Annotated in this window: 16 protein-coding genes and 1 tRNA gene; 8 read left to right on the plus strand and 9 right to left on the minus strand. The window is 71.9% G+C overall.

The genetic code is table 11. The annotated features are described in order from the left end of the window. Positions 1 to 134 precede the first annotated feature (134 nt). Entirely contained in the window at positions 135 to 722 is a 588-nt protein-coding gene (locus CG740_RS07350; protein ID WP_100574126.1) for a 50S ribosomal protein L25/general stress protein Ctc, read from the minus strand. 233 nt (positions 723 to 955) lie between these two features. Between CG740_RS07350 and CG740_RS07355 the strand changes: the two genes are divergently transcribed. Next, entirely contained in the window at positions 956 to 1,906 is a 951-nt protein-coding gene (locus CG740_RS07355; protein ID WP_100574290.1) for a LysR family transcriptional regulator, read from the plus strand. After that, on the plus strand, positions 1,903 to 2,790 hold the full coding sequence (locus CG740_RS07360) for a serine hydrolase (protein ID WP_100574127.1): 888 nt from the start codon (positions 1,903 to 1,905) through the stop codon (positions 2,788 to 2,790). Before CG740_RS07355 ends, CG740_RS07360 begins: the two co-directional genes overlap by 4 nt. Positions 2,791 to 2,863: 73 nt before the next feature. On the opposite strand, the gene CG740_RS07365 is transcribed toward CG740_RS07360, so the two are convergent. The 4 genes from CG740_RS07365 to CG740_RS07380 all read right to left on the minus strand — a co-directional run bounded on the left by CG740_RS07365 (position 2,864) and on the right by CG740_RS07380 (position 6,495). Further along, positions 2,864 to 3,838, minus strand: coding sequence for a ribose-phosphate diphosphokinase (locus CG740_RS07365; protein WP_100574128.1), 975 nt, complete (start codon positions 3,836 to 3,838; stop codon positions 2,864 to 2,866). A 117-nt stretch (positions 3,839 to 3,955) separates the two neighbouring features. Then, positions 3,956 to 5,404 (minus strand): bifunctional UDP-N-acetylglucosamine diphosphorylase/glucosamine-1-phosphate N-acetyltransferase GlmU, encoded by a 1,449-nt coding sequence (gene glmU, locus CG740_RS07370; protein WP_100574129.1) that lies wholly within the window; start codon positions 5,402 to 5,404, stop codon positions 3,956 to 3,958. A gap of 131 nt (positions 5,405 to 5,535) precedes the next feature. Continuing rightward, positions 5,536 to 5,607, minus strand: a tRNA-Gln gene (locus tag CG740_RS07375). Positions 5,608 to 5,634: 27 nt separating this feature from the next. Continuing rightward, positions 5,635 to 6,495: a hypothetical protein gene (locus tag CG740_RS07380; protein WP_100574130.1), complete on the minus strand. Its 861-nt coding sequence runs from the start codon at positions 6,493 to 6,495 to the stop codon at positions 5,635 to 5,637. 165 nt (positions 6,496 to 6,660) lie between these two features. On the opposite strand from CG740_RS07380, the gene CG740_RS07385 reads away from it, so the two are divergent. Further along, positions 6,661 to 7,980, plus strand: a complete 1,320-nt coding sequence (locus tag CG740_RS07385; protein WP_100574131.1) for a sensor histidine kinase — start codon at positions 6,661 to 6,663, stop codon at positions 7,978 to 7,980. Positions 7,981 to 8,241: 261 nt separating this feature from the next. On the opposite strand, the gene CG740_RS07390 is transcribed toward CG740_RS07385, so the two are convergent. Both CG740_RS07390 and CG740_RS07395 read right to left on the minus strand, forming a co-directional pair. After that, the gene (locus CG740_RS07390; protein ID WP_100574132.1) at positions 8,242 to 8,730 is read right to left on the minus strand and encodes an SUKH-3 domain-containing protein; all 489 of its coding nucleotides are present in this window, start codon (positions 8,728 to 8,730) and stop codon (positions 8,242 to 8,244) included. A gap of 84 nt (positions 8,731 to 8,814) precedes the next feature. After that, entirely contained in the window at positions 8,815 to 9,339 is a 525-nt protein-coding gene (locus CG740_RS07395) for a YwqJ-related putative deaminase (protein WP_100574133.1), read from the minus strand. Between the two features lie 249 nt (positions 9,340 to 9,588). On the opposite strand from CG740_RS07395, the gene CG740_RS07400 reads away from it, so the two are divergent. The 3 genes from CG740_RS07400 to CG740_RS07410 all read left to right on the plus strand — a co-directional run bounded on the left by CG740_RS07400 (position 9,589) and on the right by CG740_RS07410 (position 14,467). Further along, the gene (locus CG740_RS07400; protein WP_100574134.1) at positions 9,589 to 10,575 is read left to right on the plus strand and encodes an SMI1/KNR4 family protein; all 987 of its coding nucleotides are present in this window, start codon (positions 9,589 to 9,591) and stop codon (positions 10,573 to 10,575) included. Between the two features lie 8 nt (positions 10,576 to 10,583). Further along, positions 10,584 to 13,238 carry an SUKH-4 family immunity protein gene (locus CG740_RS07405; RefSeq protein WP_100574135.1) on the plus strand — a complete coding sequence of 885 codons (2,655 nt, stop codon included), beginning with the start codon at positions 10,584 to 10,586 and terminating at the stop codon, positions 13,236 to 13,238. Positions 13,239 to 13,567: 329 nt separating this feature from the next. Then, positions 13,568 to 14,467: a cellulose-binding protein gene (locus tag CG740_RS07410; protein WP_100574136.1), complete on the plus strand. Its 900-nt coding sequence runs from the start codon at positions 13,568 to 13,570 to the stop codon at positions 14,465 to 14,467. 40 nt (positions 14,468 to 14,507) lie between these two features. Here CG740_RS07410 and CG740_RS07415 read toward each other — a convergent pair whose 3' ends face one another. Beyond that, positions 14,508 to 16,088: an MFS transporter gene (locus CG740_RS07415; RefSeq protein ID WP_100574137.1), complete on the minus strand. Its 1,581-nt coding sequence runs from the start codon at positions 16,086 to 16,088 to the stop codon at positions 14,508 to 14,510. Positions 16,089 to 16,326: 238 nt separating this feature from the next. Here CG740_RS07415 and CG740_RS07420 point away from each other — a divergent pair, with 238 nt between their 5' ends. Both CG740_RS07420 and CG740_RS07425 read left to right on the plus strand, forming a co-directional pair. Next, positions 16,327 to 17,148 (plus strand): ABC transporter ATP-binding protein, encoded by an 822-nt coding sequence (locus tag CG740_RS07420; protein ID WP_100574138.1) that lies wholly within the window; start codon positions 16,327 to 16,329, stop codon positions 17,146 to 17,148. After that, a complete protein-coding gene (locus CG740_RS07425) occupies positions 17,145 to 19,724 on the plus strand; it encodes an ABC transporter permease (RefSeq protein WP_100574139.1) in 2,580 nt (859 codons plus the stop codon). The genes CG740_RS07420 and CG740_RS07425 overlap by 4 nt, the downstream gene beginning before the upstream one ends. On the opposite strand, the gene CG740_RS07430 is transcribed toward CG740_RS07425, so the two are convergent. After that, the gene (locus CG740_RS07430; RefSeq protein ID WP_442802809.1) at positions 19,721 to 21,190 is read right to left on the minus strand and encodes a DUF2079 domain-containing protein; all 1,470 of its coding nucleotides are present in this window, start codon (positions 21,188 to 21,190) and stop codon (positions 19,721 to 19,723) included. The two genes, CG740_RS07425 and CG740_RS07430, sit on opposite strands and share 4 nt — an antisense overlap. Positions 21,191 to 21,225 lie beyond the last annotated feature (35 nt).

Raw genomic sequence — 21,225 nt, forward strand, 5'->3', positions numbered from 1 at the left:
TCGGTCACGTACAGCGGGAACAACACGTACAGCAGGAACAACACGTACACAGAAAAACGGGGCGGCGGGCCAAGTGCGGCCCGCCGCCCCGTCGGAGTCCGTGCCCGGCACGGATCTCAGGCAGAGCGTGCGGCTCAGGCCTCGGCGCCCTCGGCGTCCTCGGTCTCGGCAGCCGGCTCCTCGGCCTGCGCGGCCAGGATCTGGATGACGACGGCCTCGGGGTCGGTGACCAGGGTGGTGCCGGCCGGCAGCTTGATGTCCTTGGCGTGGATGGCCGCGCCGGCCTCAAGGCCCTCGATGGAGACGGAGACGGAGGTCGGGATGTGGGTGGCCTCGGCCTCGACGGAGATCGTGTTCAGCACGTTCTCGACGAGGAAGCTGCCCGGGGCCAGGTCGCCCTCGGTCTCGACCGCGATCTCGACCGTGACCTTCTCGCCCTTCTTGACGAGCAGCAGGTCGACGTGGACCAGGAAGCCCTTGATGGCGTCACGCTGGACGGCCTTCGGGATCGCGAGCTCGGTCTTGCCGTCGATGTCCAGGGACAGCAGGACGTTCGCGGTACGCAGCGCGAGCAGCAGGTCGTGGCCCGGCAGGGTGACGTGGACCGGCTCGGTGCCGTGACCGTAGATGACGCCGGGAACCTTGTTCTCGCGGCGGATGGTGCGCGCGGCACCCTTGCCGAAGCTGGTACGGACCTCAGCGGAAAGCTTGACCTCGGACATGTGCACTCCTCGTAAAAGTGATCCAGAAAAAGTGGTCACCCGGCCACGACTGGCCTGCTACGAAGAGCGCGTCGATAACGGACCGCCGTACCCCAGGTACGGCCTCCCTCGCCGAGCAACTGACCCAGAGTACCCGGCCACCCCCCGGCCGCCCAATTGGATCAACCCCGGGCCCGGGGCGGAACGGGCTTATCGAAGACGACTCCATAGGCGTTCGCCTATTCTTGCTGTTCATGGACCTGCTGCTGCACCTCAGGTACTTCCGCACCGTCGCCGAGGAACAGCACTTCGGCCGCGCCGCCGAACGCCTGCGCGTCGCCCAGCCCTCCCTGTCCCAGCGCATCCAGCGCCTGGAGCGCGAACTCGGCGTCCGCCTCCTGGACCGCGGCCGCACCGGCGCCACCCTCACCCCCGCCGGCCGCCTCGTCCTGGCCGAAACCGACGCCCTGCTCGACGCCGCCGACCGGCTGCGCACCCTCGTCGGCCGCGTCCAGGGCGGCGCCGCCGGCACCCTGCGCGCCGCCGTCCCGCCCCAGCTCGGCGGCGCCACCGTCGCCGCCCTGCTCACCGCCTACCGCGAACGCAGCCCCGGCGGCGAACTCGACCTGCGCGAACTCACCACCGCCGAACTGACCGCCGAACTCGCCGCGGGCACCCTCGACGCCGGCATCGTCCGCCACCCCTGCCCCGCCACCGGCCTCGGCTTTGGCCCCCAGCTCCACCAGCCCCTCGGCGCCCTCCTCGCCGACCAGGACCCCCTCGCCGCACACCCCGAGATCGACGTTGCCGACCTCGACGGCCGCGAACTCGTCCTCTTCCCCCGCCCCACCGCCCCCGCCCTGCACGACGAAACCCTCACCGCCTGCGCCCGCCACGGCTGCACCCCCGGCGCCGTACGCGAAGTCGCCGGCATCGAATTCACCCGCGCCCTCATCCTGTCCGGCACCCACGTCGCCGCCCTCGTGCCCCGGCCCGCCCCCGAACCCGGCACCACCTGGCGCCCGTTGCGCGGCAACCCCGTCACCTGGCGCACCTCCACCGCCTGGCCCGCCGGCCGCGACGGACCCGCCGTGCACCTGTTCACCGAGGCCGCCCACGACGTCCTGCGCGAACACGCCGGGCTCCTCCCCACCGCCACCCCGCGGCGCCTGTTCCCCCGCCCCGCATCGGAGTTCCCGCTGTGAACACCCCCGTACGCGGCCGCATCACCGCCGCCCTCACCGACGCCGGCCTCGGCGGAGCACTCTGCGCCACCGACATCGACACCGGCGCCACCGTCGCCCTGGCCGCCGACACCCCCGTCTCCACCGCCAGCGTCCACAAGCTGTGCCTCGTCGCCACCCTCTACCGCGAAGCCGCCGCCGGACGCCTCGACCCCACCACCCCCGTCGACATCCCCGCCGGCGCCCGCGCACCCGGGCCCACCGGACTCGCCGTCATGCGCGACGCCGCCCGGCTCAGCCTGCGCGACCTCGCCTCGCTCGCCGTCGCCGTCAGCGACAACGCCGCCGCCGACGTCCTCTGGGACCACCTCGGCCTCGACACCGTCAACGCCACCATGAACGCCCTCGGCCTGACCCGAACCGTCGCCGTCCACAACCAGGCCGGCCTCTACGCCACGATGGTCGCCGACACCGGCGACGGCGGCCCCGCCGCCCTCGTCGACCCCGCCGCCGTCGCCCGCCTCAGCGTCCTCGACCCCGCCCGCACCAACCGCTCCACACCCCGCGAGATCGCCGCCCTGCTCACCGCCATCTGGCGCGACGAAGTCTGCGCGGGGGCCTGGGGCGAGGAACTCCGGGCCGTCCTCGGCGTCCAGGCCTGGAGCCACCGGCTCGCCTCCGGCTTCCCCTTCGACGACGTACGCGTCAGCGGCAAGACCGGCACCCTGCCCACCCAGCGCCACGAGGCCGGCGTCGTCGAATACCCCGACGGCGGCCGCTACGCCGTCGCCGTGTTCACCCGCGCCGCCTCCACCGCGGCCACCCTGCCCGCCGCCGACGCCGCCATCGGGCGCGCCGCGCGGGTCGCGGTGGACGCGCTGCGCAACGGCCGGGAGCGGGCCTGAAGAAGGCACGCGCGGGTATGAAGAAGGGCCGCGTCCGAAACCGGACGCGGCCCCAACTCCCAGCAGATTAAGGCTAGTTCTCCTCGAAGAGGCTCGTCACCGAGCCGTCCTCGAACACCTCGCGCACCGCGCGGGCGATCGACGGAGCGATCGACAGCACCGTGATCTTGTCGAGCTCCAGATCCGAGGGATCCGGCAGCGTGTTCGTGAACACGAACTCGCTCACCTTGGAGTTCTTCAGACGGTCCGCGGCCGGACCCGACAGGATGCCGTGCGTGGCCGTCACGATGACGTCCTCCGCACCGTGCGCGAACAACGCGTCCGCGGCGGCGCAGATCGTGCCGCCCGTGTCGATCATGTCGTCCACCAGGACGCAGACACGGCCCTTCACATCACCGACGACCTCGTGCACCGTCACCGTGTTCGCGACTTCCTTGTCACGGCGCTTGTGCACGATCGCCAGCGGCGCGTCCAGGCGGTCGCACCAGCGGTCCGCGACCCGCACCCGGCCCGCGTCCGGAGACACGATCGTCAGCTTCGAGCGGTCGACCTTCGCGCCCACGTAGTCCGCGAGGACCGGCAGCGCCGTCAGATGATCCACCGGACCGTCGAAGAAGCCCTGGATCTGGTCCGTGTGCAGATCGACCGTGAGGATGCGGTCCGCACCCGCGGTCTTCAGCAGATCGGCCACCAGCCGCGCCGAGATCGGCTCACGGCCCTTGTGCTTCTTGTCCTGACGGGCATAGCCGTACGACGGAACGATCACGGTGATGGATCGCGCCGACGCCCGCTTCAGGGCGTCGATCATGATCAGCTGCTCCATGATCCACTTGTTGATCGGAGCCGTGTGGCTCTGGATCAGGAAGCAGTCCGCACCACGCGCCGACTCCTGGAAACGAACGTAGATCTCACCGTTCGCGAAGTCGAAGGCCTTCGTCGGCACGAGGCCCACACCCAACTGGTGCGCAACCTCCTCGGCCAGCTCGGGGTGGGCGCGGCCGGAGAAGAGCATCAGCTTCTTCTCGCCGGTCGTCTTGATCCCGGTCACAGCACAGTCTCCTCAGACGTGTTCGATGCTGCTGCACCCGCGCGGTCCCTTTCGCGGCGAGCCAGCCGAATATGTGCACCTATCACGGTAGCCCGAGAAAGGCGCACCCGAATCCGGTCAGTTCTCCCCGCCCGACTGCTCGGCCGCAGCCTGAGCAGCCTGCGCGGCAGCACTTCCCGGACGCTTACGCTCCACCCAACCCTCGATATTCCGCTGCTGGCCCCGGGCGACGGCCAGCGAACCGGGCGGCACATCCTTCGTGATGACCGAACCCGCGGCGGTGTAGGCACCGTCCCCCACTGTGACGGGAGCAACAAACATGTTGTCCGAACCCGTCTTGCAGTGTGAGCCGATCGTCGTGTGATGCTTCGCCTCACCGTCGTAGTTCACGAACACACTGGCCGCGCCGATGTTCGTGTACTCACCGATCGTCGCGTCACCCACGTACGACAGATGCGGAACCTTCGTCCCCTCACCGATCGACGCGTTCTTCGTCTCCACGTACGTACCGATCTTGGCCTTCGCCCCGAGCCGCGTCCCCGGCCGCAGATAGGCGAACGGACCGACCGTCGCACCCTCGCCCACCTCGGAGTCGAACGACACCGCGTTGTCGACCCGCGCGCCCCGGCCCACCACCGTGTTCGTCAGACGCGAATTGGGACCCACCTCGGCACCGGACGCCAGATGCGTCGACCCCAGCAACTGCGTCCCCGGAAGCACCACCGCGTCCTGCTCGAACGTCACCTGCACATCCACGAACGTCGTGGCCGGATCCACCACCGTCACACCCGCGAGCATCGCCCGCTCCAGCAGCCGGTCGTTCAACAGACGGCGCGCCTCGGACAACTGCACCCGGTTGTTGATCCCCAGGATCTCCCGGAAGTCCCCCGCCAGCGACGCACCCACCCGGTGCCCCGCCTCCCGCAGGATCCCCAGCACGTCCGTCAGGTACTCCTCGCCCTGACTGTTGTCCGTACGCACCTTGCCCAACGCGTCCGCGAGCAGCGCACCGTCGAACGCGAACACACCCGAGTTGATCTCACGGATCGCGCGCTGCGCCTCGGAGGCGTCCTTGTGCTCGACGATCGCGGTCACCGCACCCGACACGTCGTCGCGCACGATGCGGCCGTAGCCGGTCGAGTCGGCGACCTCGGCGGTCAGCACGGTCACCGCGTTGCGGTCGTTCTCGTGCGTACGGGTCAGCTCCGCCAGCGTCGCGCCGGTCAGCAGCGGGGTGTCGCCGCACACCACGACGACCGTGCCCTCGATGGACTGGCCCAGCTCCTCCAGCGCCATCCGCACCGCGTGCCCGGTGCCGTTCTGCTCGTACTGCACCGCCGTGCGCACTCCGGCGTCGATCGCGCCCAGGTGGGCGGAGACCTGCTCGCGGGCATGGCCGACGACCACGACGAGGTGCTCGGGATCCAGCTCACGGGAGGCTGCCACGACGTGCCCGACGAGCGAGCGCCCGCAGATCTCGTGCAGAACCTTGGGAGTGGCCGACTTCATGCGGGTGCCCTCACCCGCGGCGAGGACGACGACGGCGGCCGGGCGGGTTGCGCTCACGGAGGTGCCCTTCGGCTTCGGGGGGTGGACACCCGAAGGATACCGGGGGGCTTCGCGGATGAAATCGGGGTGGGGGCTGGGGAAATGCGGCGGGTCCTGACTGGTGTCAGTCAGGACCCGTGATCGCGATGCTCCCCCGCCAGGACTCGAACCCGGACATAGGGCACCAAAAGCCCCAGTGCTGCCAATTACACCACGGGGGATGGAAACCGGCTAAACCGGACATTCGGTCAGGTTGCCGGATGGGCACCCAACACTATGCCGTACCAAGCGCCTTCCATGCGACGGTATAGATGAGCACCTTTCGTCACGTAGACCACCAAACACCCCCGGTATGCCTCTGCGGTGTTCTTCCGCTTGGTGCGCGGGTTGTGCTTCTTGAGGGTGGCTCGCTGGAAGACGGGGACATCGACGCCCGCCAGTTCGGCCCAGAACTCCTCGGCCCCGGCCGCGTCACCGGACTCGTGAATGCTGACGCGGAAGCGCATCCGCTCGCGCGAGACTCCCAGCAGCTCCAGCCATCGCAGGTACACCTTGATCACGTTGGGATCGCTGTTGATGAATTGCAGCTGCTCGGTGCGGCGGTAGGTCTTGTCCTTGGCTCCCTCGGCCCAGTACAGCGCGACACCCACCATGAACAGCTCCCGGTCCGACAGCCGTCCGATCTCGTCACGCGCAGCTCTCTTGGTCTCCTGGCGCTCCTCGTCCCGGGCTGCGCGCAGGCGCGCGAGACCCTCGTTCATCAGGGCATGTCGTTCGTCGTCGGTGTAGCGAGGTTCAGGCTTCGGGAGGTCGCGGACCCAAAGCGATATCGAGCTCTTCGAGCAGCCGAGCTCGGCTTGGATCTGGTCGTACGTCATGCCCTCTGCGCGGAGTGTCCTCGCCCGGTCGCGCAGGTCGTCCTTGGCGTTCGGCCGCTTCGTCCATTCCGGCGCGGGCTCGCCCTTCACCAGGCGGTGGAGGAGGTCGTTGTTGTGGATGCGCAGACGGTCGCGGATCTGCCGCAGGCTGAGCCCCTCGCGCCGCAGCGCCATCGCCTGCCGCCGCAGGCCCTCGAAGTCGGCGTATTTGCCGGGTGTGGCTGATGTCATACGGACACGTTCGTCCGGCGTCCGGATGCGCGCTCGAATATCCGGTTGATTCACCGGATCGTAGGATTCATACCGCTTCACGGCGTGTTGGGGAGGATTCTGTGCAGCACGCGCGGGACGAAAGCCATAGGAAAATCGTTCGCGCCCGCCCGTAGTCTGGGAGCCATGACCGCAACGGGGGCTGACCAGGAAGCCACGGGGTTGACCTCCCGTGGCTGGTGGTGGTGGGAGCGCAGGCGCAGCGCGGTGCTGGATGTCTCGCTCGGGGTGTTCTCCGCGCTGGAGTGCGCGCTGGAGGGTGTGGGTTTCGCGGGGGACTCGGGGCTGCCCGTGCCGGCGGGGGTGCTGCTCGGTCTGGTGGCGGGGGCTTCGCTGGCGCTGCGGCGGCGGTGGCCGATCGCGGTGGTGCTCGTCTCGATCGCGGTGACGCCGGCCAGCATGGGGTTCCTGCTGAGCGTGGTGGGGCTCTACACGCTGGCCGCGTCGGAGGTGCCGCGCCGGATCACGGCGGCGCTGGCGGGGATGTCGGTGGCGGGGACGTTCATCGTCACGTTCGTACGGCTGCACCAGAGCGTGGCGCGCGGCGATTACGACCCGGGGTACTGGTACGTGCCGCTGATGTCGGCGGTGATGTCGCTGGGGATCACGGGTCCGCCGCTGCTGTACGGGCTGTATATAGGGGCGCGGCGGCGGTTGATGGAGTCGTTGCGGGAGCGGGCGGATTCGCTGGAGCGGGAGTTGTCGCTGCTCGCGGACCGGGCCGAGGAGCGGGCGGAGTGGGCGCGTACGGAGGAGCGGACGCGGATCGCCCGGGAGATGCATGACGTGGTGGCGCACCGGGTGTCGTTGATGGTGGTGCACGCGGCGGCGTTGCAGGCGGTGGCGCGCAAGGATCCGGAGAAGGCGGTGAAGAACGCCGCGTTGGTCGGTGACATGGGCCGGCAGGCGTTGACGGAGCTGCGGGAGATGCTCGGGGTGCTGCGGTCGGCGGATCAGCAGCCGGTGGCGGTGCGGGTGGATCCGGTGCCGCTGGCCGCGGTGGGTGCGGCTGCGGCCGCTGCGGCGGCGGCCGCGGAGGAGGGGCCCTGCCTCGCGGACATCGAGGCGCTGGTGGGGCAGTCCCGGGAGGCCGGGATGGTGGTGGAGCTGATGGTGCAGGGCGAGGTGCGGGACTATGACGCGCTGGTGGAGCAGACCGCGTACCGGGTGGTGCAGGAGGCGTTGACCAACGTCCACAAGCATGCGGCGGGCGCGAAGGTGATGGTGCGTCTCGCCCGGCGGGAGGCCGAGGTGGCGATGCAGGTGGAGAACGGTCCGGCGGACGGTGTCACGGCGGATGCGGGGTTGCCCAGTGGGGGCAATGGGCTGGTGGGGATGCGGGAGCGGGTGAAGGCGCTGGGTGGCGTTTTCGTGTCGGGTACGACGGATGCGGGCGGGTTCCGGGTGTCGGCGGTGCTTCCCGACCGGGCCCCGGTGGCCTCGTAGCCCCTGGGGCTCCGCCCCCGCTTGAGGGGCCAGGGGGATTCCATGACGGGTGAGGATGCCGCTGTACCGGCGCTGTCAGGGGCGCGGGGAACTGCGTGAACGGCCACGCACGGTGGACGGACGACAGCGGGTTCAGGGGCGCGGGGAACTGCGCGAACGGCTTGCGCGGTCCGCAGGCGAAGGCGGGTTTCAGGGGCGCGGGCCGCCCGGGAACGGACGGGGGCGGGGGGCCTGGCCCCGCGGGCGGGAGGCCGGCCGCGGTCAGCCCGAGGTGAGGCGGATCGGCTGGGTGCCGGTGACCAGGGTGTTGAGGGCGTGGTCGATGTCGGGGCCGAGGTACCAGTCGCCGGTGTGGTCGAGGGAGTACACGCGGCCTACGGCGTCGATGGCCAGTACGGCCTGCTGGTCGCCTTCTTCGCCGAGCGGCGCGATATCGGTTTCGAGGGCGCGGCCGAGGTCGGCGAGCGTGCGGGCGAGGTGGAGTCCGGCGAGGGGGTCGAAGCGCAGGGCGGCGGGCGCGTTGCGGCGGCCGGGTCCGGGGGCGGTGAGGCGCAGGCCGCCGAATTCGGCCCAGGCTTCGACGGCGGCGGGGAAGACGCTGTGGCGGTGGCCGGCGGGTGAGGTGTGGGCGCGCAGGACGTCGGCCCAGGCTTCGGCCTGGCGGATGTCCCAGCGTCCCGGCTGCCAGCCGGCGGTGCGCAGGGCGGCGTCGACGGGGACGGGGAAGCGGGTGGTGGAGACGTCCGGCATCGGCCGCGGCCTTTCCGTGAGTTCGGCGGGGTGGGGTGGCTCAGGGCGGTGAGTCCCCCGCGGTGGGGTGGCTCAGGGCCGGGCTCAGGGTTCGACGCTGCGGACGCCGAAGTGGTCGAGCAGCGCGGCGCAGGAGCGGCAGGGCGGGGCGTAGCTGCCGTGCAGGGGGTCGCCGTCCTCGCGTATGCGCCGGGCGGTGAGTTTGGCGTGTTTGAGGGCGCGGCGGGCTTCGCCGTGGGTGAGGGGTTTGCGCTGCGCGCGTTTGGAGCGTGCGCTCTCGACGGCGGTCAGGTGTCGGGAGAGCAGGATCGCTTCGGGGCAGCGGCCGGTGAAGCGTTCGCGCTGGCCGCTGGTGAGGGTGTCCAGATAGTCCTGGACCAGGGTGTGCAGGGCGGGCGGCTGCTCGCCCTTGCCCGCGGTGCAGGTGAGGGTTTCGCCGCGGACCGAGAGGGCGGCGGCGATGGCGGGGAGGATGCCGTCGCGGCGGTGTCTCAGTAAGGGCGCGGCGGTGCCGGGGGTGGCGCTCCAGTGAAGGCGCGGATCGCCGGGTGTCTCTTTTGCGGTGTTTATCGCGCTAGTTGCGGATGTTTCGCCTGGTGCGGTGTGCATGGTGCTGTGTTCCTCCCACTGGCGGCGGCTTTCGCCGCACGTGTCAGCGCCCCCGAGTTGCGGGGACAGCCTGCCAAATGGGGGCGCTGATACGGAAGCTGGGGCGTGATAAGCCGCGCGTCGCGGGCGCAGGGTGATATGCGGGTGACGGTTGGTGACCGAATTGCGGGGCCGGTCCCCGGTATTGCGGCACCGCATAGTCTGGTCCCACCAGCCAGACGCAGGAGCACGCAGCAGGGGGCAACCGCCATGACGACAGGTCGGCTCGGGCAGCATGCCGCGCCACCGAACGCGGCCTATGCCGGGCAGGTCGTGCACTTCCCGGATCCGGTCCGCGCCTCCCGGCATCCCAGGGGGGTGCGGGTGGACGAGAACGGTTTCCCGGTCTTCTCGGCGTACGCGCGTGCGGCGGCGGAGATCGCGGAGCCGCCCGAGGGGTTCGGGGTGGACGAGCTACGGCTGACCGACTACGTGTCGGCGAACGCGGCGCTGGCCGCTGCGGGGCACGAGTTGTGGGACACGGTGGCGCCGGTGGCGACGCCGCACGGCTGGACGTGGCACCACGTGCCCGGCGGACGCCGTCTCGAACTGGTGCCGGTCGAGGTGAAGGCCCTGCTGCGGCATTACGGCGGTCTGGCGACGGCACAGGTCGAGCACGACAAGCGTGGTACGCGGCCGTTGCAGGAGACGCGGCCGGCGCACTTCGGGCTGCCCAAGGGCTCGGTGTCGGTGACGGAGTCCCAACTCCTGGGCGTGGAGGAGGACTTGGGGTATCGCCTTCCGGGTGCCTACCGTTCGTTCCTGAAGGCGGCGGGGGGCTGCGCCCCGGTGGGTGCGGCGCTCGACGCGGAGCTGGGTCTTCTGGTGGACCAGCCGTTCTTCACGGTGCGGGACGAGGCTGCGGTCAACGACCTCGTCTATGTCAACAAGTGTTTGCGGGACCACCTCACCAAGGACTATCTGGGCGTCGCCTTCGTGCAGGGCGGGATCCTCGCGGTGAAGGTGAAGGGTTCGGCGGTCGGTTCGGTGTGGTTCTGCGCGTACGACGATGCGCGGGATCGGGACGGGCTGAGCGTGAACGAGCGGGTGGAGCGTCTGCTGCTGCCCTGCGGTGAGGATTTCGACGCGTTCCTCGGGCGGCTCGCGGGCAATCCGCCGGAGCTGGAGACCGTGGCGAACCTGATGGTGGACGGTGGCTTCGCGCGTGCCGTCGAGACGACCTCGGTAGGGGAGTGAGCCGGCCGATGGTGACTTTCGCTCAGGCGCAGGAGCGTGCCGAAGAGTGGATCAATGGTGATGTGCCCGCGTATCAGCACCGTGAGGTGCGGGTGCGGGAGTTCGAGCTGGGTTTCGTGGTGTGGGCGGAGGACCGGGAGAACGGGCCTTCGGGCGGCGGCGGTGCGCAGCGCCTGGTCATCGCCCGGGACAGCGGCGAGGCGACGCTGTGGCCGGGGCTGCCGGTGGGTGAGGTGATCCGGCGGTACGAGGAGGAGTACGGGGTTCTGGAGGACGCGCCGCCCGCGCCGGAGCCGCCGGCCCGGATCGACCTGAACCAGACGTCGTTCCTGCTGAGTCCGCCGGAGTGGCTCCAGGAGGCGGCGGACAAGCTCGGCATCCCGGACCGGCGGGGCGAGAGTGGTTCCACGTCGGGCTCCGGCTCGGCCTCGGCCTCCGGTTCGGGTGCCGGCTCCGGCTCGGGCTCGGACTCCGGTTCGGGTGCCGACTCGGGCTCGGGCTCGGACTCCGGTTCGGGTGCCGACTCGGGCTCGGGTGTCGGCCTCGGCTCGGCCTCGGGTTCCAGCGCTCCGGCCGGGGCCACGCCGTGGGCCGGGACGGACACCAACGCGGGGTCCGACGACGGTTCGGTGCCGCTTCCGGCGACGGTGTTCGCGCCCCCGCTCTCCGGTGCGGACGGCGAGGACGAGGCGCCGCCGAGGGCGTTGCCCGAGGCGAAGACGGCGTTGATGGCGGGCGGCAGCCAGCTTCCGCCGACCGCGCTCGCGCCCGCGTACGACCCGCAGGCCGCGCCGCCGCCGGGTGCGACTCCGCCGCCGGTGGCGCCGGTCGCGCCGACAGGGCCTTCGGGGCCGGAAGGCGTCGGGGGTGTCGGGGACATCGCGGATGCCGCCACCAGCAAGGCGGTTGGGCCGCCCCCGGGTGCGCGCGCCGCGCGAGGCGGGGGCTCTACGGTTCCGCCGCCGGGCGCACCCGGCACTCCGGGTGCCCGCCCGGATGCGCCGGTGCCCCCTCCGGCTCCGGGTTCGACTCCGCCGCCGGGTTCGACTCCGCCGCCGGGTGTCCAGGCGGGTGGTTACCTGCCGACGCAGCTGGTCTCGCAGCTCGGCCCCGAGGGCCAGGGTCCTGCGGCCCCGGCGTCGCCGCCGCCCGCGCAGGGCGGGGTGCACCAGGCCCCGACGATGTTCGCGGAGCCGCATCACATGGGTCCGTCGGGTCCGTCGGGTCAGCCGGGCGCGCCGGTTCAGGGCGGTCCGGGTGCTCCGGTGCCGCCGGGTCCGCCCGGTGCTCCGGGTGCTCCGGGTGCGCCGCTGCCTCCCGGTCCTCCGGGAGGTCCCGGCGGTCCCGGGGGCCCTGGCGGCCAGGGCGGCCCTGGTGTGCCGCTGCCGCCCGGTCCACCCGGTGCTCCGGGTGCCCCGCTGCCGCCCGGCCCTCCGGGTGCGCCCGGTGGTACGCCCCCCGGCGGGGTGCACCAGGCCGCGACGATGCTGGCGGGGCCCGCGCAGATGGGGCCCGGCCAGACGGGTCCAGGCGGTCCCGGCGGTCCCGGCGGTCCCGGCGGTCCCGGCGGTCCCGGCGCGCCCGTGCCGCCGGGTCCCCCCGGTATGCCCCCGGGCATGCCGCCCGGTGGTCCCGCTCCGCAGGCGCCGCCGGCCTACGGGTATCCGCAGCAGCCCCCGGCGGGGCTGCCGACCGTGGGGCCGGGCTATCAGGCGGTGCTGCGTTACCGCGCGCCCGACGGCTCCGAGCAGCAGCTCATCCGTCGGTCGGCGCCCGGTACCGCGCACCCGGAGTGGCAGATCTTCCATGAGCTGCGGGCGATGAACGTGCCCGCCGACCATGTGCTCGAACTGCACACCGAGCTGGAGTCGTGCGAGCTGCCGGGTGGCTACTGTGCGCGGATGATCCGCGAGCAGTGGCCGCAGGTGCGGATCACGCACGTCGCCCCGTACGGCAAGGACCACGGCTCGCGTCGCCAGGGCGTTCGGCATCTGCTCACCCACCAGGGCGAGTTGGCTCAGGTCGCGGACGGTCCGGCCAGGCCCCAGCCGGTGCGGGCGCCGATCCCGGCGGTGCAGCCGGTGCCTCCGCTGCCGCCGGAGGGCGTGGCCCACGAACTGGCGGGCGCGTTCGGTCCGCAGGGCGTGTTCCGCTTCGATCAGCGGGCGGTGTCGCGGCAGGGTGTGCCGGAGGTCGTGGCGGTGACGCTGGTGTGGGCGGGGCTGCCGCTGGACTTCGGGCCGTTCTTCTGGGCGCAGGCCGTGCCGGGGCAGCCGGTGCCGACGCTGGCGGAGCTCGCGCAGCAGCGCGGGGTGCAGCCGGCGGCGGACGCGGGTTCGTATCTGGTGATGGGCTCCGACTTCGGGCGGGCGATCTGTGTCCAGTACGGGACCGCGAACATCGTGGCGGTGCCGGTGGAGGCGGGCCCCGGCGGGCAGTCGGTGCCGCCGCAGTTCGTGAACTCAGGGCTGCCCGAGTTCGCCCGCTCGCTCGCGCTGCTCGGCCGGATGTGGCGGCTGCGGTTCGGGCTCAACCCGGAGCAGGCGGGCCGCTGGACGGTCGACTTCCAGGCCCAGCTCGCGGCCCTCGACCCGGCGGCGCTGGCGTCGCCGGAGAGCTGGTGGTCGGTGCTCCTTGAGCAGATGTGGGACGGGCTGCTCTGAGCCCTTCTTGAGGCAGCCCTGCTTGAGGCAGCCCGGCCTCGGGCGGCCTTGCCTCGGGCTGCCCGGCCTCGGGCTGCCCGGCCTCCGGGCCGTCTTCGCCGAGCCGAGCTGAAGGCGCTCACCGTGCGGGTCGCGGTGGGCGCCTTCGGCGTGTGGTGGGGCGTGGCACCTGGGTGATTCCGGGTTCTGGCGCCGATTGACGCATCCTTGACCGTGCCGTGTGGGCGGAGTGTCGCGTTATGACCATTTCGCTTCGATCGGCCAGGATGAGCGCCGGGCAGCCAGAACGCGTACCGGGCGCCAGTGGGTGCGGGAGAGAGGCTTCAGGGATGAGCGCAGCATCGTTGCCGCCGGCGGCGCAGCCGTTCGGCGTGGGCCGGGGCCGCGGCTACCGTACGGATCAGGTCGACCGCACCCTGGCCCGGCTGTCGCAGGAGCGGGACGCGGCGTGGGAGCGGGCGGCCCGGCTCACCGTCCTCGCCAAGCAGATGGGCGCCCAGGCGGCGGCCCTCGCCGAGCAGGTCGGCGCGCTCGCCCCGCAGACGTACGAGGTGCTCGGCGGCCGGGCCTCCTCGCTGTTCGCGCTGACGGTCGAGGAGGCCGACGCGGTGCGGGCCGGTGCCGAGGAGGCGGCCGCCGGGGACGTCCTGGCCGCCGAGGAGGCGGGCCGGGCGCTGCGGGAGGCGGCGCGGACGCGGAGTGAGGCGCTGCTCGCGGAGGCCGAGGAGCGGGTGCGCCAGACGCTGCTCGCGGCCCGCACCGCGGCGGACGAGCTGCGTCTGGCGGCCCGTACCGAGGCCAAGGAGCGCCGCGAGGAGGCGGCCGGCGATCTGGACGCGATGCGCAGGCGCTGCGAGGGGTATCTGGCCGGGCAGGATCAGGAGCGGGCCGACGCGCTGGCCGCGGACGAGCGTGAACGGGCCGCGCGCGAGGCGGAGTTGGACGCGCGGATCGCCGAGCTGACGGCGGTCGCGCAGGCGGGTCTCGACGAGGCTCGGCGCGTGTTCGCCGAGGTGGAGGAGAGCGCGCACCGCGGTCAGGAGGACGCGGAGGCGCGGGCCGCCGAGCTGGTGGCGGGGGCGCGGGCGCAGGACGACCGGATCGCGGCCGAGACGGACCGGGTGCTGCGCGAGCACACGGCGGCCCGAGAGGAGGCGCAGGCGCACATGACGCATGTGCGCAACAGTCTGGCCACCCTCACCGGTCGCTCCGCCGAGCACGAGAGCTGACGGTCAACTCGCCCTGCTGGCAGGGGAGTTGATAGGGACGTCAGTCCTTTCCGGGTTCCGTGAGGACGGGGAAGCGGCGCGGGGCGAGGAACACCAGGACGAGCAGGGGCAGGACGGCCGCGATCGCGGCGCCGACGTAGACGTGGTCGACCGCGCTCGCGACCGCCCGGCGCAGGTAGTCGGCGGCGTCCGTGGTCAGGGACGCCGGGTGGTGCAGGGCGCGCGAGACGGAGTCGAGGTCGCCGGGCAGGCCGGGCATCGGGGCGTGGGTCAGGCGGGCGGCGAGGGTGGCGTTGGCGATGGCACCGAACAGGGCCGCGCCGACCGACTGCCCGACCTGGCGGCAGAACAGGACGGACGCGGTGGTGGTGCCGCGCTCGGCCCAGCCCACGGTCGACTGGACGCCGACGATCAGCGGGAGCTGGAAGAGGCCGAGCGCGCCGCCGAGCAGCAGCATCAGCAGGGCGGGCTGCCAGGCGCGGCCGGGGAAGGGCAGCAGGGGGAAGACGGCCAGGATCAGTGCGGCGAGCGCGATGCCGGTGATCGCACAGTTGCGGAATCCGATGCGGGTGTAGACGCGGCTGGAGAGGGCGGCCGACACCGGCCAGCTGAGTGTCATCACGGACAGCACGAACCCGGCGGCGGTCGGGTTGAGGCCGAGCACCGACTGGGCGTAGGTGGGCAGGAACACGGTGGGGGCGACCATGAGGAGGCCGAGCCCGCCGAGTGCCAGATTGACGGCGGCGATGGTGCGCCGGCGCCACACCCAGCCGGGGATGACGGGTTCGGCGGCCCGGCGTTCCACGAACACGGTGAGGGCGGCGCACGCGGCGCTGCCCGCGAGCAGGGCGAGCGAGGGCGTCGAGAGCCAGGGCCAGGCGACGCCGCCCTGCACGAGCGCGGTGAGCAGCAGGGCGCCGGTGGCGAAGATGCACAGGGCGCCGGCCCAGTCGACGCGGGGCCGGGCGGCGGGCGCCCGGCGGGCGGGTTCGACGAAGTACCGGATGACCAGGTGGAGGGCGACGGCGCCGACGGGCACGTTGATGAGGAAGATCCAGCGCCAGTCCGCGTAGGAGGCGAGGAGCCCGCCGAGCGCGGGTCCCGCCACGGCCGAGGTCGCCCACACGGTGGACAACTTGGCCTGGATCTTGGGACGTTCCTTCAGCGGGTACAGGTCGGCGGCGATCGTCTGGACGGTGCCCTGGAGGGCGCCGCCGCCGAGGCCCTGGACGACGCGGAACGCGATGAGCGCGGCCATGTTCCAGGCGAACGCGCACAGGACGGAGCCGGCGAGGAAGACGATGACGCCGACGACGAGGACGGGCTTGCGCCCGAAGGTGTCGGAGAGTTTGCCGTACACGGGCAGGGTGACGGTCACGGCGAGCAGATAGCCGCTGAACAGCCAGGAGAAGACGGCGAATCCGCCGAGGTCGCCGACGATCTGGGGGACGGCCGTCGAGACGATGGTGCCGTCGAGGGCGGCCAGGGCCATGCCCATCATGAGGGCCGCGACGACCGGGCCGCGCCCGCGCGGGGCGACGGCGGCGGGTGCCGCGCCGGGTATCGCTTCGGTGTGGGGTGTTCCGTCGGAGACGCTCACCGAGATCCCTTCACTGTGCATGCATCTGGGGGCCCCACCTTCTCACTGGCGGCCGGAACGGCGGCAGGGGTGGAGGGGCCCTGACACGTAGTGGTCCTTGGGGTGGAGTCCCCTAGGGGGTGGGCCCTACTTCGGGGGAGGGCCCGTTCGTTCCGGCGGAGGAGGTGGCCGGAGGGGTCCGTTCCCTACGTTGGTCGGAGGCCGAAGGGGGCGCCCGCACTGGCGGGCGACCGGCCGCATGAGACCTAGGAGAACCACCGTGACTACGGCTGTGACCATTCCTCGACACGGGGGCACTGGAGGAGGGCGTGCGGCGGTCGCGGCACGGGCGCGCCAGGTTGTGAAGGCGTACGGGTCGGGGGAGACCCGGGTGGTGGCCCTCGACCAGGTCGACGTCGACATCGACCGGGGGCAGTTCACCGCGATCATGGGCCCGTCGGGTTCCGGCAAGTCCACGCTGATGCACTGCCTGGCCGGGCTCGACACGGTGACGAGCGGCCAGATCTATCTGGACGAGACCGAGATCACGGGGCTCAAGGACAAGAAGCTGACGCAGCTGCGCCGGGACCGGATCGGGTTCATCTTCCAGGCGTTCAACCTGCTGCCGACGCTGAACGCCCTGGAGAACATCACGCTGCCGATGGACATCGCGGGCCGCAGGCCGGACGCGCAGTGGCTGGAGCGCGTGGTGGAGACGGTGGGCCTGGCCGGCCGGCTCAAGCACCGCCCGACCCAGCTCTCCGGCGGCCAGCAGCAACGGGTGGCCGTGGCAAGGGCGTTGGCGGCCCGGCCGGAGATCATCTTCGGTGACGAGCCGACCGGAAACCTGGACTCGCGGGCGGGCGCGGAGGTGCTCGGCTTCCTGCGCCAGTCCGTGGACGAGCTGGGCCAGACCATCGTGATGGTCACCCACGACCCGGTGGCGGCCTCCTATGCGGACCGGGTGCTCTACCTGGCCGACGGCCGCATCGTGGACGAGATGTTCCGCCCGACCGCCGACGCCGTCCTCGACCGCATGCTGCGCTTTTCTGGGGGACGCCCCCAGACCCCCGATTCCGACGCGCAGGGGCGTACGTCATGAGCGTGCTCAAGACCTCGATGCGCAACTTCCTCGCGCACAAGGGGCGGATGGCGCTCTCGGCCGTCGCGGTCCTGCTGTCGGTGGCGTTCGTGTGCGGCACGCTCGTCTTCACCGACACCATGAACACCACCTTCGACAAGCTGTTCGCGGCGACCTCGGCGGATGTGACGGTCAGCCCCAAGTCGGCCTCCGACGACGGCACCACCTCCCGGACCGGCAAGCCCGAGGCGCTGCCCGCCTCGCTCGTCGACCAGGTCGCCAAGGTGCCCGGCGTGCGCACGGCCGCGGGCGCGATCGGCAGCACCGGCGTCACGGTCGTCAACGCCAAGAACGAGAACATGGGCTCCAGCACCGGGGCCCCGACCATCGCCGGCAACTGGACGGAGAACAGCCTCAAGGCGATGGAGATCACCTCCGGCCGTGCCCCGCGCGGGCCGACCGAGATGATGGTCGACGCCGACACCGCCGGCAAGCACCACCTCAAGCTCGGTGACGAGCTGCGCACCATCGCCGTCACCGGCGACTTCACCGCGAGGATCACCGGCATCGCCACCTTCAAGGTGACCAACCCGGGCGCGGCCGTCGTCTACTTCGACACCCCGACCGCCCAGCGTGAACTCCTGGGCGCGAGCGGCCTGTTCACCCAGATCGACGTCACCGCAGCGAACGGCGTCAGCGACGCCCGGCTCAAGCAGGACGTGGCGGCCGCGCTCGGTTCGGGTTCCTACAAGCTCCAGACGGCGAAGGAGGCGGCGGACGCGGGCCGCGCCAGTGTCGGCTCCTTCCTCGACGTGATGAAGTACGCGATGCTCGGCTTCGCCGGGATCGCCTTCGTCGTCGGCATCTTCCTCATCATCAACACGTTCTCGATGCTGGTCGCCCAGCGCACCCGCGAGATCGGCCTGATGCGCGCCATCGGCTCCAGTCGCAAGCAGGTCAACCGCTCGGTGCTCGTGGAGGCCCTGCTGCTCGGCGTGTTCGGCTCGGTCCTCGGGGTCGGCGCGGGAGTGGGCCTCGCGGTCGGCCTGATGAAGCTGATGGGCTCCATCGGCATGGACCTGTCGACCGGTGACCTCACCGTCCAGTGGACGACCCCCGTCATCGGCCTGATCCTCGGTGTCGTGGTGACCGTCGTCGCCGCCTACGTCCCGGCCCGCCGCGCGGGGAAGATCTCGCCGATGGCCGCCCTGCGCGACGCCGGCACCCCCGCCGACGGCAAGGCCGGAGCGATCCGGGCCGCCATCGGCCTGGTCCTGACCGGCGCCGGCACCGCGGCCCTGTTCGCCGCCGCCAACTCCTCGAAGGCGGCGTCCGGTTCGGGCCTGCTCGGCCTCGGCGTCGTGCTCACCCTGATCGGCTTCGTCGTCGTCGGGCCGCTGCTCGCGGGCATCGTGGTGCGGGTGATCAGCGCGCTGGTGCTGCGGATGTTCGGGCCCGTGGGGCGGATGGCCGAGCGCAACGCACTGCGCAATCCGCGGCGTACGGGGGCGACGGGCGCCGCCCTGATGATCGGGCTCGCCCTGGTGGCCTGTCTGTCGGTGGTCGGTTCCTCGATGGTCGCCTCGGCCACCAGTGAACTCGACAGGTCGGTCGGCGCGGACTTCATCGTCTCCTCCGGCACCGGCCAGCCGATCGTGCCGCAGGCCGCCGACGCGATCAGGAAGACCCCGGGCATCGAGCACGTCACCAACTACAAGCCGGTGGACGCCAAACTGACCGCCCCCGACGGCAAGGCGCAGAACGGCCAGGTCACCGCCGCCGACCCCACCTACCAGGACGACCTGCGGCGCAAGACCGTCGCCGGTGACCTGTCGGCGGCCTACGGCAGGGGCGCGATGTCGGTCGGCGACGCCTACGCCAAGGAACACGGGGTCGAGGTCGGCGACACGATGACCGTCGCCTTCAAGGGCGGCACCACCGCCAAGCTGAAGGTCGCGGCGATCACCTCGGACGACACCAACGTCGACAAGGGCGCGATGTACACCAACATCACGACCGTCGAGCAGTATCTGCCGGCCGACAGGATGCCGAAGAACCTGCTGATGTTCGCCAAGGCCGACGACGGGAAGGCCAAGGACGCCTACGCCTCCCTGAAGGAGTCCCTGAAGGCCTATCCGCAGTACAAGGTGCAGAACCAGACGGACTTCAAGAAGGACCTGAAGGACCAGATCGGCCAGCTCCTGAACATCGTGTACGGGCTGCTCGCCCTCGCGATCATCGTGGCGGTGCTCGGTGTGGTGAACACCCTGGCCCTGTCGGTGGTCGAGCGGACCCGGGAGATCGGCCTGCTGCGGGCGATCGGCCTCTCGCGCCGCCAGCTGCGCCGGATGATCCGCCTGGAGTCGGTGGTGATCGCCCTGTTCGGCGCGCTGCTCGGCCTCGGGCTCGGCATGGGCTGGGGCACCACGGCGCAGAAGCTGCTGGCCCTGGAGGGCATGGGCGTCCTGGAGATCCCCTGGCCGACCATCCTCACCGTGTTCGTGGGCTCCGCGTTCGTGGGCCTGTTCGCCGCCCTGATACCCGCCTTCCGGGCGGGCCGGATGAACGTCCTGAACGCGATCGCCGCCGATGGCTAGGGCTGCGGACCGGACTGCCGCGGCTGGAGTTTGAGCAGTACGTAGCCCCCTGCCACCCCGGTGATCGAGTACTCGGCACCGGGGTGCAGGGTCGTCGCGTACTGGACGGGATTGCCCGCCCAGCCGTCGGAGTTGTCGATCGCGATGTAGCGCGGGACCACCGGGCGGGCCGCGCCCACCCAGAAGACCCGGCAGCGCGAGGTGAGCCGGGCGATGGGCCCGATGTCCGCCTCGACGGTCGCCCCGTCCGGGATCCGTTCCAACAGCCGCTCCACGGCGCTCACTTGGGGGCTCTTGCGGTACGTGGCCGAAGCGGTCAGGGCCGCGAGCGGCAGCGAGGGCGTCAGCGCGAGGGCCGCGGCGGCCGTGCAGGCGGGCAGGTTGCGGGCGTACGTACGCAGCCAGGGGCGCGGGCTGGTGCGGGCGGTGGCCACCGCGTCGGCCAGGGCGAGCGCCAGGACCGGCATCAGGACCGCGCTGTAGTGCCAGTCGGTCGACCAGTAGTGGTCCTCCGAGGACACGAAGCGCCAGCCCAGCGTGGGCAGCGCGGCGAGCAGCAGCGGGGAGCGCAGCGCGAGGAGGCCCGTGGTGGGGAGCAGCGTCCACAGCAGGGTGGGGAGCTTGACGTCCCAGGCGGCGAACGGGCCCGCGCCGCCGTGCATCTTGCTCCAGTAGTCGTAGCTGTCCGTGGAGTTGAACGCCGGGATGACCAGGGTGAGCGTGACCAGGACGGCCACCGCCCCGAACGCGGCCACCACCAGCGCCCAGCGCACCGCGCGCGGCGAGGTGCGGCGGGCGCGTACGGCGACGACGACGGCGAGCGCGGACGCGGTCAGGCCGAGGTCCTCCTTCACCAGGACGAGGGGCAGCGCGTACAGAAGGGCCGCGCGCCACCGGCCGCGCAGCACCGCCTCCAGGCTGAACGCGATCAGCGGGACGGCGAAGCAGATCTCGTGGAAGTCGAAGTCGACGGCCCGCTGGATCCCCCAGGAGAGCCCGAACGCGACCCCGATCGCGAGGCCGGGCCCCCGCCCGAGCAGCCGGGCCGAGCCGCGCACCACGGGAATCGCGGCCAGCGCGAACAGTGCGGACTGGGCGACGAGCAGGGTGACGGGTGTGGGGAACAGCCGGTAGGCGGGGGCGAGCAGGGCGGTCACCGGGCTGAAGTGGTCCCCGAGGATGTTCGCGCCGGGTCCCTTGAGGTCGGCGACCGGCGCCTGGAAGTGCGCGTAGGCGCGGACGACCTGCTCGAAGATCCCCAGATCCCAGGACAGGGTCTCCATGCGCCGGTAGCGCAGGACGCTGAGCGCGGTGTACGCGGCGAAGAGCGCGGCGGCCAGCAGATAGGGATCGGCGGCCGGCCGCGAGCGTATTCGCGGCCGGGGCGGCCCGTTCTTCCTCGGGCTTTTCGACGCCGTCGCCTCCCCGGTGGTGGTCTCGGGCAGGGAGAGGAGGACTCCGGTCACGGGTGGTGCTCCTTGGGTCAGCGGGCGGGGGTGGT

This window comes from Streptomyces sp. CB01201, from assembly GCF_002803085.1.
Classification (GTDB): domain Bacteria; phylum Actinomycetota; class Actinomycetes; order Streptomycetales; family Streptomycetaceae; genus Streptomyces; species Streptomyces hundungensis.